Origin of the sequence: Paenibacillus sp. FSL L8-0470 (genome assembly GCF_038008625.1) — a bacterium.
GTDB lineage: Bacteria > Bacillota > Bacilli > Paenibacillales > Paenibacillaceae > Paenibacillus_AQ.
The window spans coordinates 4,183,869-4,208,987 of record NZ_JBBOZM010000001.1; the positions used below are offsets into that span (position 1 = coordinate 4,183,869).

General features: G+C 47.9%; 25 protein-coding genes and 2 pseudogenes. 5 read left to right on the forward strand and 22 right to left on the reverse strand.

From position 1 onward, the window contains the following. Positions 1-80: 80 nt before the first annotated feature. From NST99_RS18880 to NST99_RS18965, 18 genes are all read right to left on the reverse strand, one after another. Complete coding sequence (locus tag NST99_RS18880; RefSeq protein ID WP_341093753.1) at positions 81-383, reverse strand: Dabb family protein; 303 nt, start codon at positions 381-383, stop codon at positions 81-83. A gap of 18 nt (positions 384-401) precedes the next feature. Next, entirely contained in the window at positions 402-1,472 is a 1,071-nt protein-coding gene (locus tag NST99_RS18885) for a ThiF family adenylyltransferase (protein WP_038592940.1), read from the reverse strand. 78 nt (positions 1,473-1,550) lie between these two features. Next, on the reverse strand, positions 1,551-3,104 hold the full coding sequence (locus NST99_RS18890; RefSeq protein WP_076109534.1) for an ABC-F family ATP-binding cassette domain-containing protein: 1,554 nt from the start codon (positions 3,102-3,104) through the stop codon (positions 1,551-1,553). A gap of 144 nt (positions 3,105-3,248) precedes the next feature. After that, the gene (locus tag NST99_RS18895) at positions 3,249-4,754 is read right to left on the reverse strand and encodes a serine/threonine-protein kinase (RefSeq protein WP_341093755.1); all 1,506 of its coding nucleotides are present in this window, start codon (positions 4,752-4,754) and stop codon (positions 3,249-3,251) included. A gap of 170 nt (positions 4,755-4,924) precedes the next feature. Next, positions 4,925-5,992, reverse strand: coding sequence for an SAM-dependent methyltransferase (locus NST99_RS18900; protein ID WP_341093757.1), 1,068 nt, complete (start codon positions 5,990-5,992; stop codon positions 4,925-4,927). A gap of 1 nt (position 5,993) precedes the next feature. Continuing rightward, positions 5,994-6,770, reverse strand: a complete 777-nt coding sequence (locus NST99_RS18905) for an ABC transporter ATP-binding protein (protein ID WP_341093758.1) — start codon at positions 6,768-6,770, stop codon at positions 5,994-5,996. Continuing rightward, complete coding sequence (locus NST99_RS18910) at positions 6,771-7,103, reverse strand: thioredoxin family protein (RefSeq protein ID WP_341093760.1); 333 nt, start codon at positions 7,101-7,103, stop codon at positions 6,771-6,773. Then, a complete protein-coding gene (locus NST99_RS18915) occupies positions 7,100-7,444 on the reverse strand; it encodes a cyclic-phosphate processing receiver domain-containing protein (RefSeq protein WP_341093762.1) in 345 nt (114 codons plus the stop codon). Before NST99_RS18915 ends, NST99_RS18910 begins: the two co-directional genes overlap by 4 nt. Then, positions 7,441-8,304, reverse strand: coding sequence for a deoxyribonuclease IV (locus NST99_RS18920; protein WP_341093763.1), 864 nt, complete (start codon positions 8,302-8,304; stop codon positions 7,441-7,443). Before NST99_RS18920 ends, NST99_RS18915 begins: the two co-directional genes overlap by 4 nt. After that, the gene (locus NST99_RS18925) at positions 8,294-9,109 is read right to left on the reverse strand and encodes an Fpg/Nei family DNA glycosylase (protein ID WP_341097697.1); all 816 of its coding nucleotides are present in this window, start codon (positions 9,107-9,109) and stop codon (positions 8,294-8,296) included. Before NST99_RS18925 ends, NST99_RS18920 begins: the two co-directional genes overlap by 11 nt. Positions 9,110-9,156: 47 nt before the next feature. Further along, positions 9,157-9,945 carry an HAD-IIA family hydrolase gene (locus NST99_RS18930; protein WP_341093765.1) on the reverse strand — a complete coding sequence of 263 codons (789 nt, stop codon included), beginning with the start codon at positions 9,943-9,945 and terminating at the stop codon, positions 9,157-9,159. A 249-nt stretch (positions 9,946-10,194) separates the two neighbouring features. Next, positions 10,195-11,157 carry a ribonuclease Z gene (rnz, locus tag NST99_RS18935; RefSeq protein WP_341093767.1) on the reverse strand — a complete coding sequence of 321 codons (963 nt, stop codon included), beginning with the start codon at positions 11,155-11,157 and terminating at the stop codon, positions 10,195-10,197. A 204-nt stretch (positions 11,158-11,361) separates the two neighbouring features. Further along, positions 11,362-14,739 carry a methionine synthase gene (metH, locus tag NST99_RS18940; RefSeq protein ID WP_445745036.1) on the reverse strand — a complete coding sequence of 1,126 codons (3,378 nt, stop codon included), beginning with the start codon at positions 14,737-14,739 and terminating at the stop codon, positions 11,362-11,364. 179 nt (positions 14,740-14,918) lie between these two features. After that, a complete protein-coding gene (locus NST99_RS18945; protein WP_341093770.1) occupies positions 14,919-15,341 on the reverse strand; it encodes a FixH family protein in 423 nt (140 codons plus the stop codon). A 238-nt stretch (positions 15,342-15,579) separates the two neighbouring features. Further along, positions 15,580-16,365 carry an HAD family hydrolase gene (locus NST99_RS18950; protein ID WP_341093772.1) on the reverse strand — a complete coding sequence of 262 codons (786 nt, stop codon included), beginning with the start codon at positions 16,363-16,365 and terminating at the stop codon, positions 15,580-15,582. 35 nt (positions 16,366-16,400) lie between these two features. Next, the gene (locus tag NST99_RS18955) at positions 16,401-16,928 is read right to left on the reverse strand and encodes a hypothetical protein (RefSeq protein WP_341093773.1); all 528 of its coding nucleotides are present in this window, start codon (positions 16,926-16,928) and stop codon (positions 16,401-16,403) included. A gap of 50 nt (positions 16,929-16,978) precedes the next feature. Beyond that, positions 16,979-17,188: a DUF896 domain-containing protein gene (locus NST99_RS18960; RefSeq protein WP_038592973.1), complete on the reverse strand. Its 210-nt coding sequence runs from the start codon at positions 17,186-17,188 to the stop codon at positions 16,979-16,981. Between the two features lie 110 nt (positions 17,189-17,298). Next, the gene (locus NST99_RS18965) at positions 17,299-17,712 is read right to left on the reverse strand and encodes a LysM peptidoglycan-binding domain-containing protein (RefSeq protein WP_341093774.1); all 414 of its coding nucleotides are present in this window, start codon (positions 17,710-17,712) and stop codon (positions 17,299-17,301) included. Positions 17,713-18,004: 292 nt separating this feature from the next. Here NST99_RS18965 and lexA point away from each other — a divergent pair, with 292 nt between their 5' ends. Then, positions 18,005-18,631 (forward strand): transcriptional repressor LexA, encoded by a 627-nt coding sequence (lexA, locus tag NST99_RS18970; protein ID WP_038592979.1) that lies wholly within the window; start codon positions 18,005-18,007, stop codon positions 18,629-18,631. Between the two features lie 175 nt (positions 18,632-18,806). Continuing rightward, entirely contained in the window at positions 18,807-19,145 is a 339-nt protein-coding gene (locus NST99_RS18975) for a L,D-transpeptidase (RefSeq protein WP_341093776.1), read from the forward strand. A gap of 415 nt (positions 19,146-19,560) precedes the next feature. Here the strand turns inward: NST99_RS18975 and NST99_RS18980 are convergent, their stop codons facing one another. Both NST99_RS18980 and NST99_RS18985 read right to left on the reverse strand, forming a co-directional pair. Next, positions 19,561-19,938, reverse strand: coding sequence for a DMT family transporter (locus NST99_RS18980; protein WP_341093779.1), 378 nt, complete (start codon positions 19,936-19,938; stop codon positions 19,561-19,563). Next, entirely contained in the window at positions 19,939-20,490 is a 552-nt protein-coding gene (locus NST99_RS18985; RefSeq protein ID WP_341093780.1) for a TetR/AcrR family transcriptional regulator, read from the reverse strand. Between the two features lie 297 nt (positions 20,491-20,787). On the opposite strand from NST99_RS18985, the gene NST99_RS18990 reads away from it, so the two are divergent. Beyond that, positions 20,788-21,528: a hypothetical protein gene (locus NST99_RS18990; RefSeq protein WP_341093781.1), complete on the forward strand. Its 741-nt coding sequence runs from the start codon at positions 20,788-20,790 to the stop codon at positions 21,526-21,528. Positions 21,529-21,823: 295 nt separating this feature from the next. On the opposite strand, the gene NST99_RS18995 is transcribed toward NST99_RS18990, so the two are convergent. Next, complete coding sequence (locus NST99_RS18995; protein WP_341093783.1) at positions 21,824-22,243, reverse strand: hypothetical protein; 420 nt, start codon at positions 22,241-22,243, stop codon at positions 21,824-21,826. Positions 22,244-22,432: 189 nt separating this feature from the next. Here NST99_RS18995 and NST99_RS19000 point away from each other — a divergent pair. Then, positions 22,433-22,856, forward strand: a pseudogene (locus tag NST99_RS19000) (FtsX-like permease family protein); the annotation flags it as partial. Positions 22,857-22,952: 96 nt separating this feature from the next. Then, entirely contained in the window at positions 22,953-23,405 is a 453-nt protein-coding gene (locus NST99_RS19005) for a hypothetical protein (protein ID WP_341093786.1), read from the forward strand. 294 nt (positions 23,406-23,699) lie between these two features. Here the strand turns inward: NST99_RS19005 and NST99_RS19010 are convergent. Then, positions 23,700-24,201 (reverse strand): annotated as a pseudogene (locus NST99_RS19010) (hypothetical protein). Positions 24,202-25,119: the final 918 nt, after the last annotated feature.

Sequence of the window (25,119 nt, forward strand, 5' to 3'; positions counted from 1 at the left end):
CCGCAGATATTCATTAGAGTTCCCGCAAAGCAAAGAGACCATTCCTAAGAAATGGTCTCTTTGCTGACTTCTATTAACAATTATTTCACAAAATCAATCTCCTGAAAGCCAGCCACCTCAGTGTCCCAGCGTTCACGCACAAAAGCCTGATGACTGGGGTGATTATTATAGGCCTCGTAAGCCTCCTGATTATCAAACTCCATCGAGAAGCCAAAGTCATATTCACATTTGGCACTCACCTGGCGCAGCATCTCAAAATTGCGCACCACCGGAATAGCGCTGAGAATATCCTCTCCGGCTTTCAGAAATGCCGCCGTTTCCTCAGAATTCACCGGATGTTTTAACGTAAAGATTGCCATGTGACGGATCGTTCCATTGTTCATTCTATTCTCTCCCCTTCATTATCCGAAATACCGGTGATAAAAGCTGCGGGCTGCTGCAATATCACTGGTTCCATGAATCAAAGCCCGTCCATCAGTGAAAATGACCATGCGGTAAGGCCCGTCTGTATAGGAAACAAGATAAGGATTGCTCTCTACCTTGCCGGCCCCCAGTCTGGACAGCCGGTCTGCCGTTTCCTGCAGATTAAGCTTCTGCCGCCGTGCCGGACGGATCTGCACGGTGTCCCGGCCACAGAGCACATCGCTCCGTTCCGTATTCGCCGCGGTCAGATAAGGATAAACCGGCTGGCTGCCGCAGGACGGACAATCACTCTTCTTGGCAGCTTTGACACCGATCTCCTGATGTTCATTGCGCCACACATCAAAGGTCAAGAGCTTGTTTCGAAGCTGTTCCTTCCGTCCTCCGAGCAGCTTCAGCGCCTCTGCTGTAGCGTTAGCAGTAACGAGCTGCACTGCCTGCGGCAGAATCCCCGCCGTATCACAGGTATCCCCACCCAGAGGTATAGTCCCCAGCAGGCAGTTCAGACATGGTGTTTCTCCAGGCAGAATCGTATAGGTAATACCATAGCTGCCTACGCAGCCCCCATAGATCCAGGGAATACCGTACTTCATCGCCATATCATTTATAATAAGCCGGGTATCAAAGTTATCAGTGCCATCCATGATGAGGTCCACGCCGTGAAGCAGGCTTTCCAGTTCTTCAGCACGTACATCCAGCACATGCGCTTCAACCTTTATTTCGGAATTGATGTTCTCCAGCCTGGCTTTGGCCGCTTCCGCTTTGGGCATACGCCCGATAGCGTCCTCCTCGGTGTACAGCTGCTGGCGCTGCAGATTGCTCCACTCCACATAATCACGGTCGGCAAGAATCAGGCGTCCCACTCCGCAACGCGCCAGTGTCTCGGCAATCCCCGTGCCAAGTGCGCCAGCTCCAACAATAAGTACACTGGAACGTGCTAGCCCCTGCTGCCCCTCAATCCCGAAAGGTGTAAAGCGTACCTGGCGTGAATATCGTCCATCCCGGCCTGAAGAATGGACAGCAGACTCTTTTTCATGTTCATTATGGCTCATCCCGGAAACAGCCCCCCATATTTAAAAGCCGGGGAACAGCACCAATAACATTGCTCTTCCCCGGACTTTGAAATTCAACTATACAGATTGCGCCGACCACTGCTCAACATCCCAAGTCTTTGTCACCCAATCTTCGTAGAAATCAGGTTCATGAGATACAAGCAGAATGGTACCTTTGTATTCCTGCAGGGCACGCTTCAGCTCTGCCTTGGCGACGATATCAAGGTGATTTGTAGGCTCGTCGAATAGAATCCAATTGCTTTCGCGCATCATCAGCTTACATATACGCACCTTCGCCTGTTCACCACCGCTCAACATGCTCAGCGGACGGGTAATATGCTCATTTTTCAATCCGCAACGGGCCAGATGGGCGCGCACTTCATGCTGGTTGAGACTGGAAAATTCATTCCAGACATCATCAATCGGTGTAATGTTAGCAGCCTTAACCTCCTGCTGGAAGTAGGCGGAACTGAGGAAATCGCCCAAGTACGTTTTTCCGCTGTATGCGGGAATCACGCCGAGAATCGTCTTCAGCAGCGTGGATTTACCTACACCGTTGCAGCCGACAATTGCAATCTTCTCCCCGCGTTCTATCGTCATATTCAGCTTTGGCAGCAGCGGACGGTCATAGCCAATCTCGAAGTCGATGCCTTCGAACACAGTCTTGCCGCTCGCCCGGCTTTCCTTGAACGAAAACGTCGGCTTGGCCGCTTCTTCTGGACGTTCAATCCGTTCCAGACGGTCGAGCTGCTTCTCACGGCTCTTCGCCCGTCCCGAGGTGGAAGCACGCGCCTTGTTTCGCTGAATGAAATCCTCTTGCTTCTTAATGAATTCCTGCTGCTTCTCATAAGCATCAATATGCTGGTTCTTGTTCATGTCAGCCATATCAAGGAATTGCTCATAGTTGGCCGTATAGCGGGTCAGCTTGGCAAATTCAAGATGGTACACGACATTAACAACCTTGTTCATAAATTCTGTATCATGGGAAATCAGCAAAAAGGCATAAGGATACTGCTTCAGGTAGTTAGTAAGCCAGTCAATATGCTCTACGTCCAGATAGTTGGTAGGCTCATCGAGCAGCAGCACATTCGGTTTCTCCAGCAGCAGCTTGGCCAGCAGCACCTTAGTCCGCTGTCCTCCGCTGAGCGAAGCGACATCACGGTCCAGGCCAATTGCCGTCAATCCCAACCCGTTGCCCATTTCCTCAACCTTCACATCAATCAAATAGAAGTCTCCGATATCCAGCTGTTCCTGGATTTCCCCCATCTGTTCCAGAAGCAGTTCCAGCTCTTCCGGAGAGGCATCGCCCATTTTCTCGGTAATCGCCATCATATCATTCTCCAGCTCAAGCAGCGGCAGGAAAGCATCCTTCAGCACATCGCGCACGGTTTTACCCGGCGTAAGATTGGTATGTTGATCCAGATAGCCATAACGCACCTTGGGAGTCCATTCCACTCTCCCGCTGTCCTTCAGCAAAGTTCCGGTCAAAATATTCATCAGCGTCGATTTACCGACGCCATTCGCCCCCACCAGACCAACATGCTCTCCGTCGAGCAGCCGGAAATTCACATTCTTGAAGAGCTGCCGGTCTCCGAAGTTGTGGGAAACGTCTTCTACTGTAAGTAAACTCATAAATTCTCCGTAAGCTCCTATCTATATTTAAAAATAAGCAGTATTCTGTCAATACATACAACGACCATTTTAGCACAAGTAAGCGCAAGCCTGAAATAGGAATTTAACTGAAGGAAAGATATATTGCAATATAATTCCATTCATTTACGTTCTTTTCTGAAAAAAACCATAGCGTTTTTCATAATTCTTCTTCTTCATGCTTTCACTTAGCAGTTCATCCAGAACCTCCAGCAGCTTCCCTTTCCGTTGAAAAGGATCCTGCTGGAGCGGCAAATTGTATACCCTCCCAATACCGAGCGCAGATTCCAGTAACAGTGCTGCTGATTTCCCGGCAAACGGCAGACAAATCCGCCACTTCGGCTGTGGTACAAGCCCGTTGCGGCGCAGCCAGTGAAGAGTATCTTCCAGTCTCCATTCAGCTCCCGATGTAATCAGCATCGGAACCTCGCTGTCCGTGAACGCCTCAAACGCAGCCTCATAACCGCCTGTTCCAAGGTCGAGTACTACAAACTGATATCCCCTCTCCAGTATTTCTTTCATATTCCCATGTTCTGGACGCTGCCAGAAATGCAGCTCTTTCCATTCCAGAGGAAGAACTTTACTGGTGGGGAATCCCCCGGCCACCGGAAAATCAAATAGGCTGCGGATACGATCATAAACGGATGAATCCGGGCTGAAATCCACCCAGGCCGTCATCCCCTTCCTGGAAAGGCTGCTGGCCACTGCCAGAGAGGTATGTGTCGTGCCGAGGCCCGAAGCTGTCCCGAGCAGCGCCACAATGATCATTTCCCGTTTCGTCTCCGGACCGGAAACCTGCATCTCCCGGAATGTGTAATTCTCCACCGCTGCTTCAATCGGCTCCAGCGCACGCAGCACCTCCTCGGCGCATTGATATCTTTCTTCGGGATGATGGCGCAGCAAACGTCTGATGACAGGAATCAGCTTATCTGGAATTACCCGGCGCAGCTTGGCCTCCATGCCCGGTTGCCAGCGGCTGTATTGACCTGCAGAGGCCATATACAACATTAGCGCTCCCAAACCATAGAGGTCTGAGAAAGGCCCGCTCTGCCCGCTGCCGTATTGTTCCGGGGCGGCGAAGCCGACGGTCCCCAGCTTCTCGGTATCTTCACCTGCACCGCCTCTGTAGCTGCGGGCAATACCAAAATCAATCAGCATCAGCGAATTCGATCCGGTCAGCATAATATTGGAGGGCTTCAAATCACGGTAAATAATCGGCGGTTGATGCCCGTGCAAATAACACAATACCTCCAGCAGCTGTTTGACATAGCTGATCAGCCGTTCAGTCTGTATCGGTACAGGATGCCCGTCCATATATTGGCTAAGGGTCACACCTTCGATATAATCCATAACCAGATAACAATATCCTTCTTCATCCGGAGGGTAGAAGTCGGCAACTCTCGGGAATAGCTTGTGGTTCAGCGAGATGAGCATATCTGCCTCCGCCAGAACGGATCCGTAATTCACTTCGCCTTCAAAGCACATGCTTTCCTTCACGGCCCAGCGTTTGCCTGCCAGCCTTATATCCTCCGCTAGATATACATAACTCATTCCGCCCGTACCGATTAAAGCAGTGATTTGGTACCTGTCTCCAAGAAGCTGCCCCACTACAAGCTTCGATTCATAATTCATCCTTATTTCCTCCTTGTCCTAGCCTGATACAAACAAAAAAAAGAGGGAGAGCCACCGTTATACAAGCTTAATCCGGCGATTCGCCGGAAGCGTAGATAACGGGATGCTTTCCCTCTAAAACTAAATTATTTATGGAATGAACTACTGCTGTTACCTAAACAAAGATTCACTTAATACTTGATCATATACAGTGTAATCTCGTCACGGTTATGAAACAGCTGCTTCGCCCGCTGAATCTGCATCCGTTCACCTTCAAACATACTGATGATTTCCTTAATCATCGCCAGTGGCTTCTTATGCATTAGCTTCACTGTAACAACCGCCGTTCCACCCGGCGTGAGACTGTGCAGCAGCCCCGTAACCAGCTTCGCCATCAGCTTGGGGCTCCAGCTCATATCGCAGACCAGCAGATCAAACTCGTTCTCGCGGAATTTCACTTCACCCGCATTTTTGCGCAGAATCTTCAGTCCTGGCTGATTGCGCAGCGATTCATGCATCAGTGCCGGGTCAACTGCCGTCACCTTGAGGCCGCGTTCCAGCAGGAATGATGTCCAGCCGCCCGGAGAAGCACCAATATCGACCGCATTGCGAAAGCTGGAGAACGGAATGGCAAATTCCTTCTCCGCCTCCATCAGCTTAAACTTCGCGCGTGAAATTTGTCCATCCTCCTTGCGGAAACGGATCATTCCTCCGTTCCAGCTGGACAGGTTGTCCTCAGGCCGGGACACTCCGGCATACAGCGCTTCTCCGTCTGCATATACAGATATCACCCACGCCGGTTCCTGTACGGTGAATTCCGCACCCAGACTCACGAGCTGCTCCTGCAGCCATTCCCGAAGCTCGCCGGGACTGTCCTGCCAGAAGGAGCTTCCGCCTTTGCGCACATGCAGCGAAACCTTCCCGCCTTCCAATTCTTTGCGCCGGCTCAGATAGGCTACAAGCCGTTCCAGGCCAGACGGGTTGCCCTGATCCTGGAACTGCACGGGTTGAATATGCCGCAGAAAGATCGGCAGATTCTGCGCCAGCAGGCTGGATACCTCTTCCGGCTCCGCTTCCAGTGTCGCCAAGAAGATCTCACCCGGCAGCAGCAGCGTACTCTTCACCGCGCCGAACAGGCGGCGGAGCTCTTCCTGGGCATAAGGTGCAAAGCCGTGATTGGCGGTGCAGATATAACGTGAAAGGGTCTTTTCTTCCGGAGCAGCTGTCTGCTCACCGTTCTCTTGTATACTATCGTTCAAATCATTTGCCTCCAGGTCTGATTTTAATCCAGGGACGACCGCTATCCCATTCAACTTCTACGGGAATATCAAAAGTAGCCAAGATCATTTCTTTGGTTAATACTTCTTCTTTGGGGCCGGAGCCTGCCAGCTTCCCGTCACGGATCAGCGCCACATGAGTAAAGAGCGGCACAATCTCTTCCACATGATGTGTAACGTAAACTACGGATACATCACGCTGCTTCAGCTTGTCGATCTCGGCGAGCATTTTTTCCCGCTCGTATAGATCAAGGCCGGCACAGGGCTCATCCATAATCAGCAGCTTCGGTTCGGCCATCAGGCAGCGGGCCAGCATCGCCTTTTTGCGTTCTCCTTGGGACAAGGTGCCAAACGGATGATAGGCCATTTCTCCGAGATTCATCTCTTCAAGCAGCCTTTTCGCCTGATCCTGAACAGATTGTGGAATCGCCTGATAAAATCGCAGATAAGCATAAGCACCGGTAGCTACCACTTCCCACACAGGGTCGGTGAGCGACAGCTTTTCCATCAGTGACGGGCCGATATAGCCGATTTCCTTGCGCACTTCCCGCAGATCGCACTGGCCGTATTTATAGCCCAGAACCTCAACAGATCCGCTGCTTGGAAACAAATAACCAGTCATCATCTCCAGAATCGTTGTTTTACCGGAACCGTTCCGTCCAAGAATAACCCAGTTTTCGCCTTGCTTCATTTCCAGCGACACATCGTAAAGAATCTGGCTTTGCTCCCGTCTAAGGGTAAGATGTTGTAAAGATATCATTTATGAGGTCACTCTCCTTATGTATTCCAGCACTTGTTCTACAGAACCCACTGCATAATGAATCTCCGGTTCAGAGCAGCGGTCCGCCGGGACCACCAGCAGTGCAGGGACACTTGAAATACGGTAGAGGTTCACGAGCTCCGGAAGCATGTTCACATTCCCGCCAGCCATTATCAAATCCTGGGGCAGCAGATGAGCCGCTACCTCCAGCATCCGCCGGGCAGCCTTACAGGTCCCGCAAAGCGGGGTATACAGAAAAACAACAAGTGGTTCACGCCCCTGCTTCAGCAAATCCAGCAGCCCGGATTGATCCATTTCAGTAATTTCAGTCATATGCATCCCGCTCCTGCAGCAATTCCCACTAGTTTCTCAGCTGTGATCGGGCCATGATGCAATACGCTTCCCTCAGGTCTTGCAGTATACAACAGCTCATACATCTCTTTGCGGCCAGCTGTACTTGAGGTATGCAGATAGATCTCCCGGGGATACAAGCCTTCCAGCACGATTCGTCTGGCCATTTCAGCCCCATTGTAATCTTCCGGCCCCATGTCATAATCCAGCGCCAGGATACCGACCTCGCATTCACGCAAGAGCAGCAGACATTCTTCCGTTGTCCGGGCCAGCGTGAAGCCGGTAGGCAGCTTTCTTAGATCATCCATATAAATATTTATCACGGTCTGTCCTCCGCTTCATACCAGTCCAGCACGGCAGCAATCTCCTGACGGTGGGTGCCGTCCGGCCCCTTTCCGGTTTCCAAGGCAACTGCCAGATGACGAAACGGCTCTGAGGTCAGCAGCTTCCGCAGATTCTCTGCACCAATATGGCCTTGTCCGATTTGCGCGTGCCTGTCACGGCGCAGCCCATAGGGATAAAGGGAATCATTCAGATGTACGGCAACGAGATGCGGCCAGTAATGCAGCGCAGCCCCCCGTTCCAGCAGTTCCTCCGTATGCTGCGGATTCCAGATCCCCGATGCAAAAGCATGACAGGTATCAAAACAAAATCCGATCTTCTCCGGAAAGCGGCTAAGCTCGCGTACCTTAACCAGCTCTTCCAGCGTCATGCCTTCATTGCCATGATTCCCGGCCTGATTCTCAATAAGCAGTTTGGTCCGGCCATTCCAGGCGACCAGCGTGTCATTCATACATTGTATAATATTTTGATAGCCTTGTAACGGCTCTATTCCGGCAAAATGTCCGAAATGCACGACTATCCCCAGCGAACCGCAGGCCTCTGCGATTTCCAGATCATTCAACAGCGACGCTACCATGATCTCACGGGGAGCCGCACCTTTGGTACCGGCCGCCATATTCGTCGGGTAAGGGGTATGCGCGATAGACACGATTCCCTTCTCCCTGCAGAAGGCAGCGCAGTCCTCGGCATCCCGCCTGTCCACCGGCTTCAGCTTCAGACTGCGCGGATTCTTCGGAAAATATTGAAAACATGCCGCACCGCTCTCCCAGGCGAACCGGGCCGCACGCCCGTATCCGCCGCGAATGCTGACATGAGCCCCGATTTTGGGGTTATTCTTCATGCTGGCAATCCGGGCAATAGAACACTTTACGCCCGGATTGCTCCGTCTTAATTATCGTTCCCCCGCCGCGCAGGCATGGTTCGCCCTCACGGTCATATACCTTGCACTGGTCATTGTAAGAGCCGGTAACTATATCGCCGGCCATAAACGGCATCTCCATATAACCGCCGATTTCCGTTGCCTCCGCCAGTACCTTGCGGATACTCTCATACAAGCGTGTAATCGCCTCCGGCGATAGATTCTGAACCAATACCGAGGGCAGCAGCCTTGCCTCAAAAGCAATTTCATCGGCATAGCAGTTGCCGATACCGGCCATAACCTGCTGGTTCACGAGCAGGCTCTTAAGTGCGCCACGGCGTCCCTTCAGTAGTCCTGCGAAACGTTCCGCGGTCATTCTGCGGTCCAGAAGCTCAGGGCCCAGCTTGCCCATTGCCGCTTCGCTTTCCTTAACCGACAACAGATGAAGGTATCCGAGCCGCAGACCCATAAAGTACAGGATGTTCTCGCCAAAGGCCAATTCCACCTGTGTACTGCGATCCGGACGTTCTTCCTCTGTTCCATAGTAAAGCAATCCGCCGAGCATTAAATGCAGCAGTAGCCTGCGGCCATCGTGAAGGTGGAACAGAATATGCTTGGCACGGCGTTCTACAAACACAATGCGCGCACCTACCAGTGCATTGACAAAGGCTTCAGTGTCCATATTTATTGTTTTTTCTCTATTCACAGTTACACCCGTGATTGGAACATTTATAAGATGCTGGCTAAGCAGCTTTCGGTAATTCTCCATTTCCGGCAGTTCCGGCATATTCACATCGTCCCTTCTAGGTTGGTAAAGCAATCACAACATTGACATTATACACCGAGCCTTACCATAAATTCAGCTAAATCAGCATAAATTTCATCTGGTGTTACGCCTGTTATCTGTTGATAATGTTCATAATTGTCCGCTGTAGTCAGGCCGGTAAGCACCAATATTGTCCGGCAGCCGGCTTTTACCCCGGCCGAAATGTCAGTCCGCATATTATCCCCGACAACTACAGCCGTCTCCGGTTTAATTCCCAGCAGCGCCGTTGCATAGGTGACCAGGTGCGATTCCGGTTTGCCGATGACTACAGGGGACACACCGCTTGCGGCTTCGATCGCCGCCCCCAGTGATCCCGCTCCCGGCATGATCCCATCATCGGAAGGCAGCATCAAATCCGGGTTCGTCAGCACAAATTTCGCACCTTCCTGAATCCAGCGGGAAGCCTGCGCCAGTGAATCATATGTAAAAGAACGGTAAATCCCTTGCACCACATACTCCGGTTTCTCCGTCACAATTGACAATCCTGCAGCTGTACAAGCTTCAATCAATCCCTCTTCCCCAAGTATCGCCACCCTTGCCTTCGGTGATTCCTCGGCAATATAACGGGCTGCAGCCATTGAGGAAGTGCAGACCTCTTCCGCCTTAGCTTCAATGCCCATCCCGTTCAGATGTGCGGCGACAGCCGCCGCTGTCCGTGACGAATTGTTTGTTACAAACAGAAAGGGGATTCCCGCTGAGCGCAGTCCTGCTATCAGTCTGTCAGCGCCGGGAATCATCATGCCTCCGTGAAATAATGTCCCGTCAAGATCAATCAGCAAACCTCCGATATCTTTCATACCGCTCCCTCCATCCCCAGAATATTAATTAATGCAATTAATAAATCACTCAATTAATTAACATTAAATAAACCACAGCAATAGCAGACAAACCCGCAACGGTTCGGCATTTTCTCTACTGCTTCGTGCTGTTTTAACGAGTCTAATCTTTAAAATTTAACATACATCGTCGAACGATAGCGAACCGCTGTCCTGTTGGTCTTTTTATGGCAGTACAGTGTCATTTCCTGCGCTTTCCCGGAAAATAATTTAATTCCCCGGGCCATTTCCCTCTGGCTTCAGGGAGTTTCGCCGATACACCGGAAAGGTGCAGAACTCTTCTGCAAGCAGTGTATTCGGGAAGATCGCCTGCGCTTCTTCCAGCAGTGGAGCAAGCTGTTCCTGCGAGATATAACGCGAGCTGAAGTGTGTCAGTAACAGTTCCCGTCCTTCCGCTTCATGAGCAAGCATAGCCGCCTGCCGGGCAGTGCTGTGATGATATTGATAGGCCATATCCGCCAGGTCATGGGCGAAGGTTGCCTCATGGACGATAAGATCAGCACCCTGTGCCAGCGGCAGACTTCCCTTACAAGGCCGTGTGTCGCCCAGAATGGTCACGATGCGTCCTTTTTTCGGCTCGTTGACCACATCTGCAGCGCTAATAAGCGTTCCTTCATCGGTAATAACATTTTCACCTTTCTTCAGCTTGCCGTAAAGCGGCCCCGGCTTCAACCCATAGCTTCGGAGCAGTTCGGTATTGAGACTCCCCGGACTGTCTTTCTCTGTTACCCTGTAACCATAGCTGTCAATCCGGTGCTCCAGCAGGCCAGCCTCCACCTTAAAGCTGTCGTCTTCAAACACGAGACCTCCGGTATGCTCTACAATATCAAGCTTATATGGAATACGGGACTGGCTGACGGATAATGAAATATCCAGAAAAGCCTTCAGGCCCGGTGGACCATATACAGTTAGCGGAGCAGTTCCACCCTGATATCCGCGGCTCGACAGCAGACCCGGCAAGCCAAACAGGTGATCACCGTGCAGATGGGTAATAAACAGCTTCTCCAGCTTACCCAGTCGCAATGGAGAACGCAAGACCTGGTGCTGAGTGGCTTCTCCACAGTCAAACATCCAGAAACTGCGCCGTTCCTCAAGCAGCCTTAGGGCAATTGAGGTAACATTGCGCTGTAGGGTCGGCACACCTGCATTAGTGCCCAGAAAATAAACCTCCATAATAATCCTCCTCTCTTTTTTCTGTAAAGACAAAAACATCTTCCTTACACCTATGAAATGCATTCTACCTCTTTTACGATGCGAAATCATCTTTCTCTGCATTTCTTCCGCTCCAGCTTCGTTCCCAGCAAAAAACCTCCCGATTACGGGAGGTTCCGCTTAGAAGGATTTCACCTTCAGACCAGTCCATGGGGAGTGGGAAGCTTACAGCTTCTCTACGTTGAAATACTGCGCTTCTGGATGGGCGAAGACCATCGCTGATACCGACGCTTCCGGCTCCATCATGAAGCCTTCGGTAAGATGGACGCCGATATCCTCCGGCATAAGCAACTTGAACAGGGGCCCTTGATCCTCCAGGTCCGGGCAGGCGGGATATCCGAAGGAAACGCGGATCCCTTGGTACCGCGCACCATGTCTCTGCTTCATCGTCATATCTGCAGGGTCCGGGAAGCCCCAGGTATCCCGCATCATGTGATGAACACGCTCAGCAAGCCCTTCAGCAACCTCAAGCGCCACTGCCTGCAAAGCATGAGAACGGAGGTAATCCCCCCTGTCTTTCAGTTCGGTCGATAATTCACGGACACCATGACCGGCGGTAACGACCAGGAACCCGACATAATCCATAATTCCGCTCTCCACTGGCTTCAGGAAGTCGGCAAGACAGAGAAACGGCTCGACATTCTGCCGCGGGAAAGTAAAGGTATGCAGAACCTCTGCAGTGTTCTGCGGGTTATAGATCAGTATATCGTTGCCCCGGGACTGTGCCGGGAAAAATTGATACATGGCATGAGGCTTAATGGTGCCCTCCAGCATCGCGTGATGCAGGATGTCATCCACTGTCTCCTTCAATTCCACGGTGCGGGCATCCCCTGCGGCAAGCTGTGCTTCCACCGAACCGCGTAATCCCAGGTGATGGCCCAGCAGCATCTGCATATTCACATATGGAATGATATGACCAAGCGGATAACCCCTTAGCACATGGCGCTCTACGTCCGGCGGAGTAAATACAGGTGCATCTGCTGAAATCTTGGACCGGACGGCCCGGGTCAGCACCGGAAGCTCCTGCTGCGGTGCCACCGCAACCGCCGCCTCCGCTTCAAGGCGGACCTCTTCTTCGATCTTGGCCCGCTCCAGCGGATTCATCAGCCGGTTAGCGATATCCAGACCATCCATCGCATCTTTAGCGTACAGTACCAGGCCGTCATATTCAGGCCGGATACGATTTTTAGTGAATTTACGGGTCAACGCGGCACCGCCTACCATGATCGGCACATCAATACCTGCTGAGCGCAAATCCTGGGCAGTCAGGACCATCTGCTGCGCCGACTTGACGAGCAGGCCGGACAGGCCGATTGCATCGGCCTTCTCCCGGCGGAAAGCCTCAATGATATTTTCAGGTGGTACTTTTATACCCAGATTAACGATCTGGTAACCATTGTTGGAGAGAATGATCTCCACAAGATTCTTACCGATATCATGGACATCCCCTTTGACGGTGGCCAGCATAATCTTGCCTTTCACCGATGTCTCGTCCTTCTGCATAAACTGCTCCAGATGGCCGACAGAGGCCTTCATCACTTCAGCGCTTTGCAGCACTTCAGCGACAATCAGCTCATTGTTGTTAAATAACCGCCCCACCTCGGACATTCCAGCCATAAGCGGCCCGTTGATGATTTCCAATGGACCACTTTTGGTCAGCGCTTCGTTAAGGTCAGGTATCAAACCTTCCTTCGTTCCTTCAACCACATAGGAAGCGAGCCGTTCCTCCAGCGAAAGATTGGAGATCTTCTCTTTCTTCTCAACCTTTTTCTCACGGAAGGCGGCAACGAAGGCAGACAGAGTCTCATCATTCGTATTGTAAATCAGCTGTTCAGCCAGATGACGCTCTTCTTCCGGGATGGAAGCATAACGCTCTACCTTCTCCGTATTCACAATGGCATAATCCAGTCCGGCCTTCGTACATTCATACAGGAAGACCGAGTTCAGCACCTCACGGCCCGCTTCCGGCAGTCCAAAAGAAACGTTACTGATCCCCAGTATCGTATGCACGGAAGGCAGGGCTTCCTTGATCATGCGGATGCCATCAATAGTCTCTTTAGCAGAGCCGATATACTGCTCATCCCCTGTACCAACAGGGAACACCAGTGTATCAAATATCAGATCCTCTGCCGCCAGCCCATATTTGTTCACCAGCAGATCATAGGAGCGTTTGGCAACCTCCAGCTTGTCTTCCGCTTTAATGGCCTGTCCGGATTCGTCAATCGTGCCTACGACAATCGCAGCCCCGTATTTATGAATCAGCGGTGTAACCAGTTCGAATTTTTCTTCACCATCTTCAAGGTTAATGGAGTTAATAATCGCTTTACCCTGGCAATATTGCAGCGCCAGATCAATAACCTTGGGATCGGTTGTATCGATCATCAATGGAACCTTCACCTTTTTGACTACCAGCTCCAGAAACAGCTTGATGTCCTCGATCTCATCGCGGTCCGGATCCTGTACGCAGACGTCAATGACCTGAGCTCCACTTTTGACCTGTGCCCGGGCAATCTCCGAGGCTTCCTCGTATTTCCCCTCCACGATCAGCCGCTTGAATTTCCGTGAGCCGAGTACATTCGTACGCTCTCCTACCATATAAGGACGGTTGTCACTCTCAACATAAACAGGCTCAATGCCTGACAATGCCGGCGGATGATTTCCCTCCAGCTGGCGCGGCGGATAAGCTGCTAATGTCTCAGCCATCGCCCGGATATGATCCGGTGTCGTTCCGCAGCACCCGCCGGCAATATTCAGCCAGCCCTTCTCGGCAAAACCGGCCAGCTTGCGGGCAAGTGAATCCGGTGACTCATGATAGTTCCCGTTCTCATCCGGCAGCCCGGCATTGGGATAGCAGCTAACTGCTGCCGAAGAGATTGCCGAGAGTGACCGGATATGATCGCGCATAAACTCGGGTCCGGTTGCACAGTTCAGCCCGATGGAGATCGGCTTCAGATGCTCCAGCGAGATATAGAACGCCTCAATATTCTGTCCAGCAAGCGTCGTGCCCATCGGTTCGATAGTACCCGAGATCATGACCGGCAAAGTGATGCCTGCCTTCTCAAAGGCGTTGCGGATCCCAATGCTTCCGGCTTTCACATTCAAAGTATCCTGGGAAGTTTCCAGCAGCAGGGCATCCACTTTGCCGTCAATCAGCGCTATAGCCTGCTCCTCGTAGCTATCCACCAGCTCCTGGAATGTTACGCCTCCGGTGACCGAAAGCGTTTTTGTTGTCGGGCCCATCGCCCCGATTACGTAACGCGGGTGATCGGGCGTTTCAATCTTTTCAACAGCATTTCTGGCCAGCCTCGCAGCTTCCAGGTTAATCTCCCGGGCCCGCTGAGGGATATCGTATTCGGCAAGCACAACCGAGGTTGCGCCGAAGGTATTCGTCTCGATCAGATCTGCGCCTGCTTCAAGATATTGCTCATGAATAGTCTGTATAACCTCCGGACGGGTGAGCACAAGCATCTCATTACAGCCATCCAGCTCATCCCCGCCAAAATCCTCTCCGGTAAGTGGCACCTGTTGAATCATCGTGCCCATTGCTCCGTCTAAAATCAGTATCCGCTGCTGCAAGCTTTCAGCAAGTGTGTATTTAGCCACTTCATATCCCCCCAGTAAAACATTAGAGTAAGTTTAGCAGAATAAAGCGGAATCGAAAAGCCTTCCTTTCCACTCTGCATAATAGTTTTTCTTTATAGCCAGCCGCTATCTCTATTTCATTATGGCTGCACTGTAAGTTCTTTAGTCGGCATAGAGTGCTGTGTTCTAGCTGTTACATGCGAAGTCACATCATATTTGCCTTCCTTCATCAGGATCGCCTCAGCTTTATATGTACCGTTGCCGGAGAGCTTGCCTTCAAGCTCCTGCTTGTCTTCTTCATTATTCTTATTCACAATCTCAAAAAGCACCGCCTTCGCATCATCCACAGCTTCACTCCCCTGGGAGACCACAGCCTCAAAAACCACCTTTTGATTTACCGATACGTCCACCGGATTCCAGCTCAGTTCGACGTGAATCGGCTCCATAGAGTGCTCTGATCCGTCATGCATATGGCTTGATTTCCCACTATTACCTGAACAGCTTACAATCATTGACATCGTCACAATCGTAAAAAGAGTAATCAGCTTCTTGGGTTTTATCATCCGGAGTCCTCCCGACCAAGGTAGAATTTATAATGATATTTCCAGCTTGTGGTTGCATTCTTTTACTATTATACACAACATATTCGCAATTTTAGAAGATTGCTTAAACTTTCACGCCTTTTTCGTGAAGTTAGTCATATACAGATGGATTATCTCCCTATTATAATTGGCCAACCTCTTTGTTTGAGCGCAAAAAAGCCAGCATCCCATTAGGGATACCGGCTTCTCAAAGGTTACACTATAGCGATTGTACCAGGGGGAGGAGCTCAGAGAGATGGCCGATTCTATAATCCGGCTGAATCTCAGGATTTGGTAATTTGCCGGTACGGTTGATCCAGACAGTAGTCAGACCAGCGGCCAAGCCGCCCTTAATATCCGTCGTGAGTTTGTCGCCGACCATGATCCCTTGTTCAGGGGTTATATCCAGCAGCGAAAGAGCATGCAGGAAGATATCCTTGTCCGGTTTTCCTTTGCCAAAGCTGCCTGAGATAACTACATGATCAAAATAGGGGATAAGCTCAGGCACTCCGTCGAGCTTCTCCTGCTGCAGTGACGGGCAACCATTCGTAAGCAGCAGTAGTTTCACCTTACCACGTAGTGCATCAAGCACCTGTAACGTCTCTTCATACATGTACGGCAGGCTACGGCGCTCGGCAGCAAACCTGTCTGCCAGCGTTTCGGCAAGCACCTCATCTTCGACACCGAGGGAGGCCAGACCACGCCGCCACGATTCTTTACGGTATACAGGAGCCAACTGTTGGAGCTTACGGAACTCCGGCTGTTCTCCAGCTGAGAAATTGGACCAAAGTGCTTCATAAGGATTAATCCCGATCATCTTTGTAAAAGGGAACGTCTCATAAGTTTCATAAAGATTCCTGGCTTCCCTGCGAACAGCAACTTCAAGCTCTTTAGGATCAATGGAGTCACCTGCAGCTTCACATGCATTGCGGAAGGCTTCTTCAACACTCCGTTCATCCCAGAGCAATGTATCGTCAAGATCAAATAGTACGGCGGTAATTGGCATTAGATTTCTCCCTCTCCCTACGCTGTTATATCTTCCTACTCGTGTACTACTTCGATGTTATTGGCTTTGCCGAACTCCTCCAGGCGTACACCCATGGCCTCAGTGTTATAGCGGTTAATCAGCTTGGAGAAAATCCACTGTTTGCGCTTGCCCTTATATTTAAGCACGACCACTCCACGGGACAAAGTGATCTTCTCAATATCTCCAGCTTGCAGCCAGCGTTCACGGTTATACTTAATCGTAGACACTCTGTTGCGCTCAACCTTCAGATACGGACGCCGGAAGAATAGAAGTGCCGCCAGCGCAAAGTAAAGAACGACGCCCAGCCAATTGGCAAGGATGCCACTGCCTCTGGCCTCGTCGATCGAGCCTACCACCCAGAACATAATTCCAAGCAGCATTAGAACAACAGGAAATGCAATGTTGCGGCCCTTAAAGATATCACTATTTTTCGCAGCTGATTTTGACGAAGAAGCATAAATGGAATCCTTGCCCTGCTTCTTTCTTTGCTTGTTGATCTGCTGTGTGTTGCGTTGAACCATTCTTTCCCAAGAACGGGCCATGTCAGTTCCCCCTAGTCATCCTGTAATATCTATGAAAAAGACACACTGGACTAATGTTTGAGTCCCTTGTTGCCTTGTTCATGCTCATCATTATCCACGATTTCAATAGTGTCGAGCTGGGCCCGGAAGTTGCTGCGGATGTTGCCCAGATAAATCTCGCGGAGCTTGGCCCGTTCAGCCAATTCCTCTTCACTCAGGCCGCCATTCTTCTGTTTGCGTGCCAGTTCATTGATGCGTGCGACCAATTCGTCAATATTCAATGCTTTCCCCTCCCCTATAAATTCATTCTAACTTTGCCATGAGAAAAAGAGCTTGTCAAGGTCTACCCCCTGAAAGCTCTTTACGTCAGTCTATACTGCTTATGATGAAGTTAATACACAGGCAATGTCAGTATATCTCCGGCCTGAATGTTCCCGTTCTTCAAACCGCTTGTTTTTTTAATTCCTTCTATATATACGACCGTCTTCATTCCCGCTGGTTTGTTCTTAAGGGCGATACTCCAGAGCGTGTCTCCGCGTTCAACTACTACCCGCTTTTCCTGCTTCACTAATGATGCTGAACTCGCAAAAACATTACCAACAACTGTAAATCCCGATACAACAAGCATAAAGACCAGCATTAGCTTCACCAGATACTCTTTCCGGCATAGTCCTATGATCTCCGAAAATAAAGCGGCGGCGGATTGTTTCATTTCATTCATATGATTAGAAGCAGAATGTCCTCTAGTTGAATTAACTTCACCGGCCTCTTCGTAGATGCTGCGGTATGTACTGTATTTTAACATTGTCATCGTCCTCCAAACACTTGTTCTTACTTTCGAAAATAATATAACACGAACATGTGTTTTGATCAATAGATTTTTTAGAACAATTGTTCGCTTTTTTCCGTATCCATAAATGTGTCAGTTTTCAGCACCGGCATTGCCTTTTCCCGCCATTTTCAAACCGTTATTGGATACTAATATGGTAAAAGGCTACTATTTCCACTATTAATCTCAGATTGTTAGAACTTATGTTTGTACGAACGGAAGTTCTATGTTATAATTTTCCCAAACATACTATATGGGGTTGATTCCGATGTCAAAGATTTCGAGTCGTCAGCTGGCGATCCTGGAATTTATACGTAACGAAGTCCGTAGCAAGGGTTATCCTCCGTCCGTCCGGGAAATCGGTGAAGCTGTAGGATTGGCCTCAAGCTCCACAGTGCACGGCCATCTGGACCGGCTTGAGAAGAAAGGCCTTATCCGCCGCGACCCTACGAAACCGCGTGCAATTGAGCTGCTCGGCCAGGAAGATTCCGAGAATGTACATCAATTCGTACAGACGGTTACCCGTATTCCTGTCGTAGGTAAGGTCACCGCCGGGGTGCCGATTACCGCAACGGAGAATATCGAAGATTACTTCCCACTACCTTCCCACTATGTGGGAGATAACAAGGTATTTATGCTCTCCGTTCTCGGTGACAGCATGGTGGAAGCAGGTATTATGAATGGTGACTATGTAATCGTCCGCCAGCAGCAGACTGCTGACAACGGCGATATCGTCGTTGCCATGACCGAAGAAGACGAAGCTACAGTCAAGACATTCTACAAAGAACGTGACCACATTCGTCTACAGCCGGAGAATCCGGCTTATGAACCCCTCCGTCTTAACCGCGTTACGATTTTGGGACGAGTTATCGGTCTCTTCCGCGATATCCATTAATATTTTTGTTCATATTTAAGGGCTGCTTCACTTGAAAAAGTGAAGCAGCCCTTTCCCCTTTTCAAATGGTCATTTTACTCATCACGAACATTTGTTCTGTTTATCCCATATAACAATTCCTTCGAACAGCAACAGCACTCCGCACATATTCTGATAGCAAAGGAGTGCTGAATCTATGCCTAATTATCGGATTATTGTTGATTTGTCGCAGCGCATGCTTTATTTGCTTGACAATAACATCGTTACCAGAGGGTTCCCTGTCGGTATTGGCACCATGCTTACCGTTACACCGGCGGGAGAATACACTATCATTAACAAACAGCCTAAGCCTGGCGGACCCTTCGGTGCATTCTGGATGGGTCTATCCAAACCACATTACGGCATTCATGGAACGAATGACCCTTCCTCCATCGGACATATGGTCTCCCATGGCTGTATCCGCATGTACAATGAGGATGTGCTGGCCCTTGCAGCAATCGTGCCTATTGGAACACGGGTTACAATAAGGGATTAACAGCATGGTGATCAGACAAAAGCAAAAACACCCTAAGGATCACAAAAAAATGATCGAGGGTGTTTTTCATTGTGCTTAATATGGGTCCTTCCTGTCTGCCGATTCATACCGGTCGCGTATTTCACGATTTTTAGCATATATGTACAAATCCAAAGCTATTATTCCTCTCCGGGCAAGTTTAACCAACAGTACGAATGCGTAAATACAAGCTACAACCGATATGAGCCACATCAATACGCTAAACACGCCAATTCCATTAAGGAATAAATTTCCTCTATGCACAAACAACTTTCACTCACTCCCCTGGATTCTTGAATATGAAAATACCCCACCATTCTGGCAGGGTACTGTTATTTCGTCACTATACTATTGTTTGGAACAAATTGTATATGATCTTTATTTCATCAGCTTCAGCTTAGGCTCTATCGGAAAGGCTGGTTTGTTGTGTTTCGGCAGCCTCATCAGAGGAACCATGTCCGGGACCCAGCAAATTCAGCACAATCACACCAATGACGATTAAGGTTATTCCTATTACGCTGCCTGTATTTATTTTTTCTTTCCAGATCAGTACCGAGATAAGAACTGTAGCTACCGCCCCGATTCCAGACCAAATTGCATAGGCCGTATTTAATGGAATAGTCTTCAGTGATAACGACAAAAAGAAGAACGAGCAAATAAAACTAATCAGCATTACGATTACAGGAATAATTTTGGTGAATCCTTGCGATGCTTTGAGCATCGAAGTTCCTACAAGTTCGCTGGCAATGGATATCGCCAAAAACAGATACGGCACTTACTTCTCCTCCTTTACTCCGTCCATCAATTCTTTGTAAATGCGTTCTTTTAACTCCTGATCTGGCGGTGCCAGTCCAAACTTTTCTGCAAACCAGAGTCCGTCGGTCACCAGTCGGGCAATGGTTGCACGAAGTGGATCCACACCGTCATTTTCAAAATTGTGTTGCCATTCAGCATATTTCTCCTGCATGTTTGTCAACAACCCTGGATTCGTAAATAAAGCTGCTGCCAGCACCGAGTTCATGTCACTGCCTTCTCCAAAACCATAAAAAGTAGATTCAATGTACGCCCTGCTCCATTTACCAGCTTCTCGCTGGTCATGCTCTACACGGCTCTGAACATCTTCCGTAAAGTTTCGGGTCAGCTCATCCACCATACCGGAAACCAGTTGTTCCTTGTTAGGAAAGTGATACAGTAAACCGCCTTTGCTCACGTTGGCCGCTTTGGCCACAGCTTCCAGAGTTAAGTGCTCCACCCCTTGATCACGAACAATGGAGGAAGCCGCTTGCAAAATCATTTTTTTCTTAGAGCTGTTGTTATGTACAGTCACCTTATCACCCCCATTTGAACTGTACCGTCTGGACGGTTTTTTGTCAAACAAATATAAGTATAAATAACCTGACTACTCCGCAAGCAAAAATATATTGTGAATACGCTATCCGCTTGCAATGCCCACAAAATGGGTAATAACTACCATATAGTTTGAAGATCAGCTATTCGTTCCGCTATTGGCCGTTCTCTATAAGTTTGGTTACGCGCATATGTCTTATCCATACTTATGTAAGGTGAATGAATGGGCTATCCTAGAGTTATACAGGAATTCAACCTTACAGGCGGGAGGAAAAAGATGAAAAAGAACAAACCATTCTATACAATTTGGTGGTTCTGGGTGGTCTTAGTAGCCGCCGGCATCATAGGGTTGGTTACCCTCGGGAACGATGACAAGTCAGATGATCATACTTCTTCGATTACGGCGCTAGCAACACCGATGGTTACTGCCAAGCCAACAACTGAATCAAGTCCATCTCCAGCAACAAAACCAACGACTAAGCCTACAGCAGAACCTACAACTGCCCCACCCCTTTCACCTTCAGCCGAACGAACTGTCAACGCCACTCAAGCAACGTCTGCTGATCAAGTACCTTTATCTGCTGACGAGGTGCTGGCTTTTACTGCCAATCTTACAGGTAAAACTTTTATAAAAGACGTAAACGTCGGGACAGACAATATAACGGTTACTTTTTTTGAGACTTACCAAGCATATAAAGAAGCGAACCCAACCTCCGGCATTACAAAAGAAGATTACATCGATTACTTTTCTACAGGCGACCAAATAAACAAACTGCTCATGGAAGAAACAAGCCGATTATTTGCGCAATTCCCCGGAGCTGCTTCGATTGACATGGTGATTCCCTACGATGGGCAAATCTATTCCGTAGCTCTCACGCAAGGAGAAATCGAGCGATTTTATAACGTGGACTTCAGTACACTGGCTTCCAATGAGATATGGAGAGAGAAAGTAAGCAATCCACACTTCAACAAAAGAGACCGGCAACAATTCGTTGAGCAGTTCATCCAAGTAAATTAATAAGTAGTTTGTGATGTACACCGATTAATTGTATAATCTACTAAATATTAACTAGGAGTGACCGCAATGAGTAAACTCACGCGTTCAGACAAAGCTATCGTTTCCTTTTTACTTGGTTTCGCCTCCGTGTTCATTATTGCATTCTTCGTAATTCGATATATTGTGCAAAATGTTTCATTTGCTCCATAAAATCCATAATCACTTTCGGCACCTGTATGGGAAAAGCTTAAACATAGACATCAATACCCCGTCATTATAAACACTGACGGGGTATTGTTCGTCAAAGGATGGTGAACTATTTTCCAGTTACAGTAGCCGTAAAGACTAAAGGTCCGGAGACAAAAGCAGTAGTTGCCGGAGTCTGATTCTCAATGATCAATTGATAGTTTTGTACACCCAGTGGCGCTGTTTCTATAAACAATTCTTCAAGTGTTATATTATTATCAAAGACATTAGTTACCAGATTATAGTAAATTTCAGTACCAGCCCGCCAAATACGCACAAGAAGTCTAATATTTCCGGCTCCGACTAATCTAACACCAATTAAGGCCCTTAATTCCACCCTATGGTTGAATGACTTGGGATTTGCAGGGTCAATAAACACCGACAACGATGCAATCTGTACGCCTCCACCATTATTAGGAATAGGCAAACTGATACCATTAGTAATAGGAGTTACAACATTATCACTATACGCAATAACCGTTTCTGCCATTTCATCATCTCCTCCCAGTTCTGCTTTATACTATTCTTGGGAGATGTTAATGCGTAGATTAATAACACCCGGCTAAACATCTTTTTTAGTTATTGCGCTAAGTAAAACTGACAGGATCGGAGAAAAATAATGAATAACATATTAATAGTTGAAGATGATATCGCTTTGAGCGATGGTATTGTAAAGAATGAAATCACAGGTATGCAAAATACAGTAGTAGTGATTGGCGGAACACTTAGCTTGATTATTGGTTTAATTGGTGTACTGATTTGCAAATGCGATATTAACTAGTATTTTGACCCGTCGCCAGGAATTTGCCATATTGCAAAGCATTGGTATGACCAATAAACAATTGAAAACAATGCTTATCTATGAAGGGCTGTACTTTGTACTTGGTACCAGAGTATGCTCAAGCTTATTAGGAAGTCTATCCTTACTCTTGATTGCAAAACCCTTTACTGATTTAATGTGGTTTATGAGTTATAAATTCATTATCTGGCCCTTGCTCGGTGTACTGCCTATTCTATTATTACTTGGAATCTGTATTCCACTAGCCGGCTATTCTCTAAGCGGCAGAAAAAGTATTTTGGAACGGCTTCGGACAGCTGAATAAATAGCTAATTTCTCTTACTTTTTTTATCTTAATACAAACAATCTATCATTCACTCTCATAAGCTGTATTAGCTACATGAGAGGATAGGTGAAATATATGAGTATTCAATTTTTAGATATGCGTATTGCCCAAGATAGTACATCTGATACACCAGCGTTAGGGCTAAGTTCATCTTCTTTTCCCTACACGTTTGGAGATATAGGATTACAGACAACAAGTGTTTCCCCTGAAAATGTTGGCTTGGTCCGGGTGACACTAAATGCGTATGCCCGGCTAACGTTATCCGCTTCTTCAAGTTCAACTGTCGTCCCTAATGCTACCTTTACCATACTGCGAAACGGTACTCAGATCTTTTCCACCGTCTACCAAAAGCCAGCTACGCAATTTGAGTCTATCTATGAAATGAGCGGACTGACCGCCGTTGACTACCCTCCTGCTGCAGATGTACTTTCAGGTCAACTCAGATATACCATTTATGTAGTTACTAATTATGGCATTACTTTAGGAGCAAGATGCTTCAGTGGGAGCGCAGTAGCAGGTAATGGGTAATGATCTTTTTAGTTTGTATCCCCGGAGACTACGGGGATTTTTTATTTAGTCACTCTCATCTAACTTGATCCAATCCCAATCATCCTCTGAGGCCCGCAGTTTTATACCTCGGCGCTCCTTGTCTACACTTATAAATCTCATAACAATCCCCCGGTACATTTGCAGCATACTTCTCCTAAGAATAATCGTCTAATACGAGTAGCTTCTGCACAGCATGGTCCAAATGTGCAAAAAAAGAACGTCCACCAAGGACGTTCCCTAATTTTCTTTATTCATTTTCAACATTCCAGCTAATTACGCATTACTTTCTGTTTTACGCTCTTGACTTGCATGTAATGTTTTCATTGCAAATCTTGCTATTGGCTGCGCAACCAACAGTTCAATCCAAAAAGCTATCCCAAAGTTTCTTGGCCAGATGTGAAGGAAGTTTTTAAACGGTTCTAGGCTTATTTGTTTGGTCCCAACCCATGTACCGATAATCCGATAATAAAATAGATAACACTGTGACATTCAATAAAGTATTCAATAGAACCCTGGCGTTAAATCCGTCGGTTTGTCCCATGAATTTTGGCATTACTTTCCCAACCACTGGTCCTGCAAGTAATCTTACCAATAAAACTACGATTATCCACATGAATGGAATAATCTTTAGTGTATCTATATACACTTCCTTACTGAAACCAAGTTCCAACCCCACAATAATAGGAGCAATAGTATTTACTGAAAGAATTGAAATAATCAATAAAAATAATATACCTTCTTTTGCGTTTCTAGGCAGTCTTGTGTCTCCATGCATGTTTGTCATCTCCGTGAATAATATTTCAGATGGCAGACGTATCATGAGACATATATTTTCGGTCAATAAAAAGACCGATATCTCTACACACTGATCTAATAATCATAACATTTTCTTCAAATGAATGTAAGATGTTCTACTGAAACTTATTAGATTCCCCTGTTGGTTACTTCAATAATAAATATTCGTAGTATGGTCCAGACATGCATCTCTACAAAGGAGATCAAATGCGTTTGCTCCACGCGCAGTATTTCGGTTGCCCGCTCATACCAATCATGCCTCTTCTTATAAAATAAAGCACATGTTACAAATCTTAAGATGGTAGTATTTGGAGTATGGAGGTGTATACTTGACTACTACTACATGGATTTCCATTATGATAATAATCATCATAGCTGCTGCACCCTTGATTCTAAAGCAGAGTAAGAAAAAATGAATCACTGATAAAGGGGATTGGGCGGTTAACCCCCTCTGTGTGTTATTATGAAAACAAAGGGGGAATTACCTTGAGAATACTAAATAAACTGTACACCGAGTATTTAATTATCCCTCGTACCTTTCGTCTGTTGATGTTGTGGGAATGGATCATTTTATTTTTTATTGCCGGGTATAAATTTGGCTGGTTTAATTGGAGTTAATAAATAGTCCGGTAATTTTTGAATCAAATACGACCTTCGTACCGTCAAATGAATTAATTTATACCCTATTCCTTTTTTTGCACAGCAGATGGGATTCGGATAGGAATCGAGAGTTTAATGCCTTTACCTACTCAGAGTAAGCACTTAGACTTTAATTAATGGGCTATGACAGCCCCTTAAACCTAATTATACAAAATCTATACGATAGACCTTTTTTCACTCATGGATAAAATTTTCCCTCAAACAAAAAAACCTCAATAATTACGCGTTAAGGGCTCCT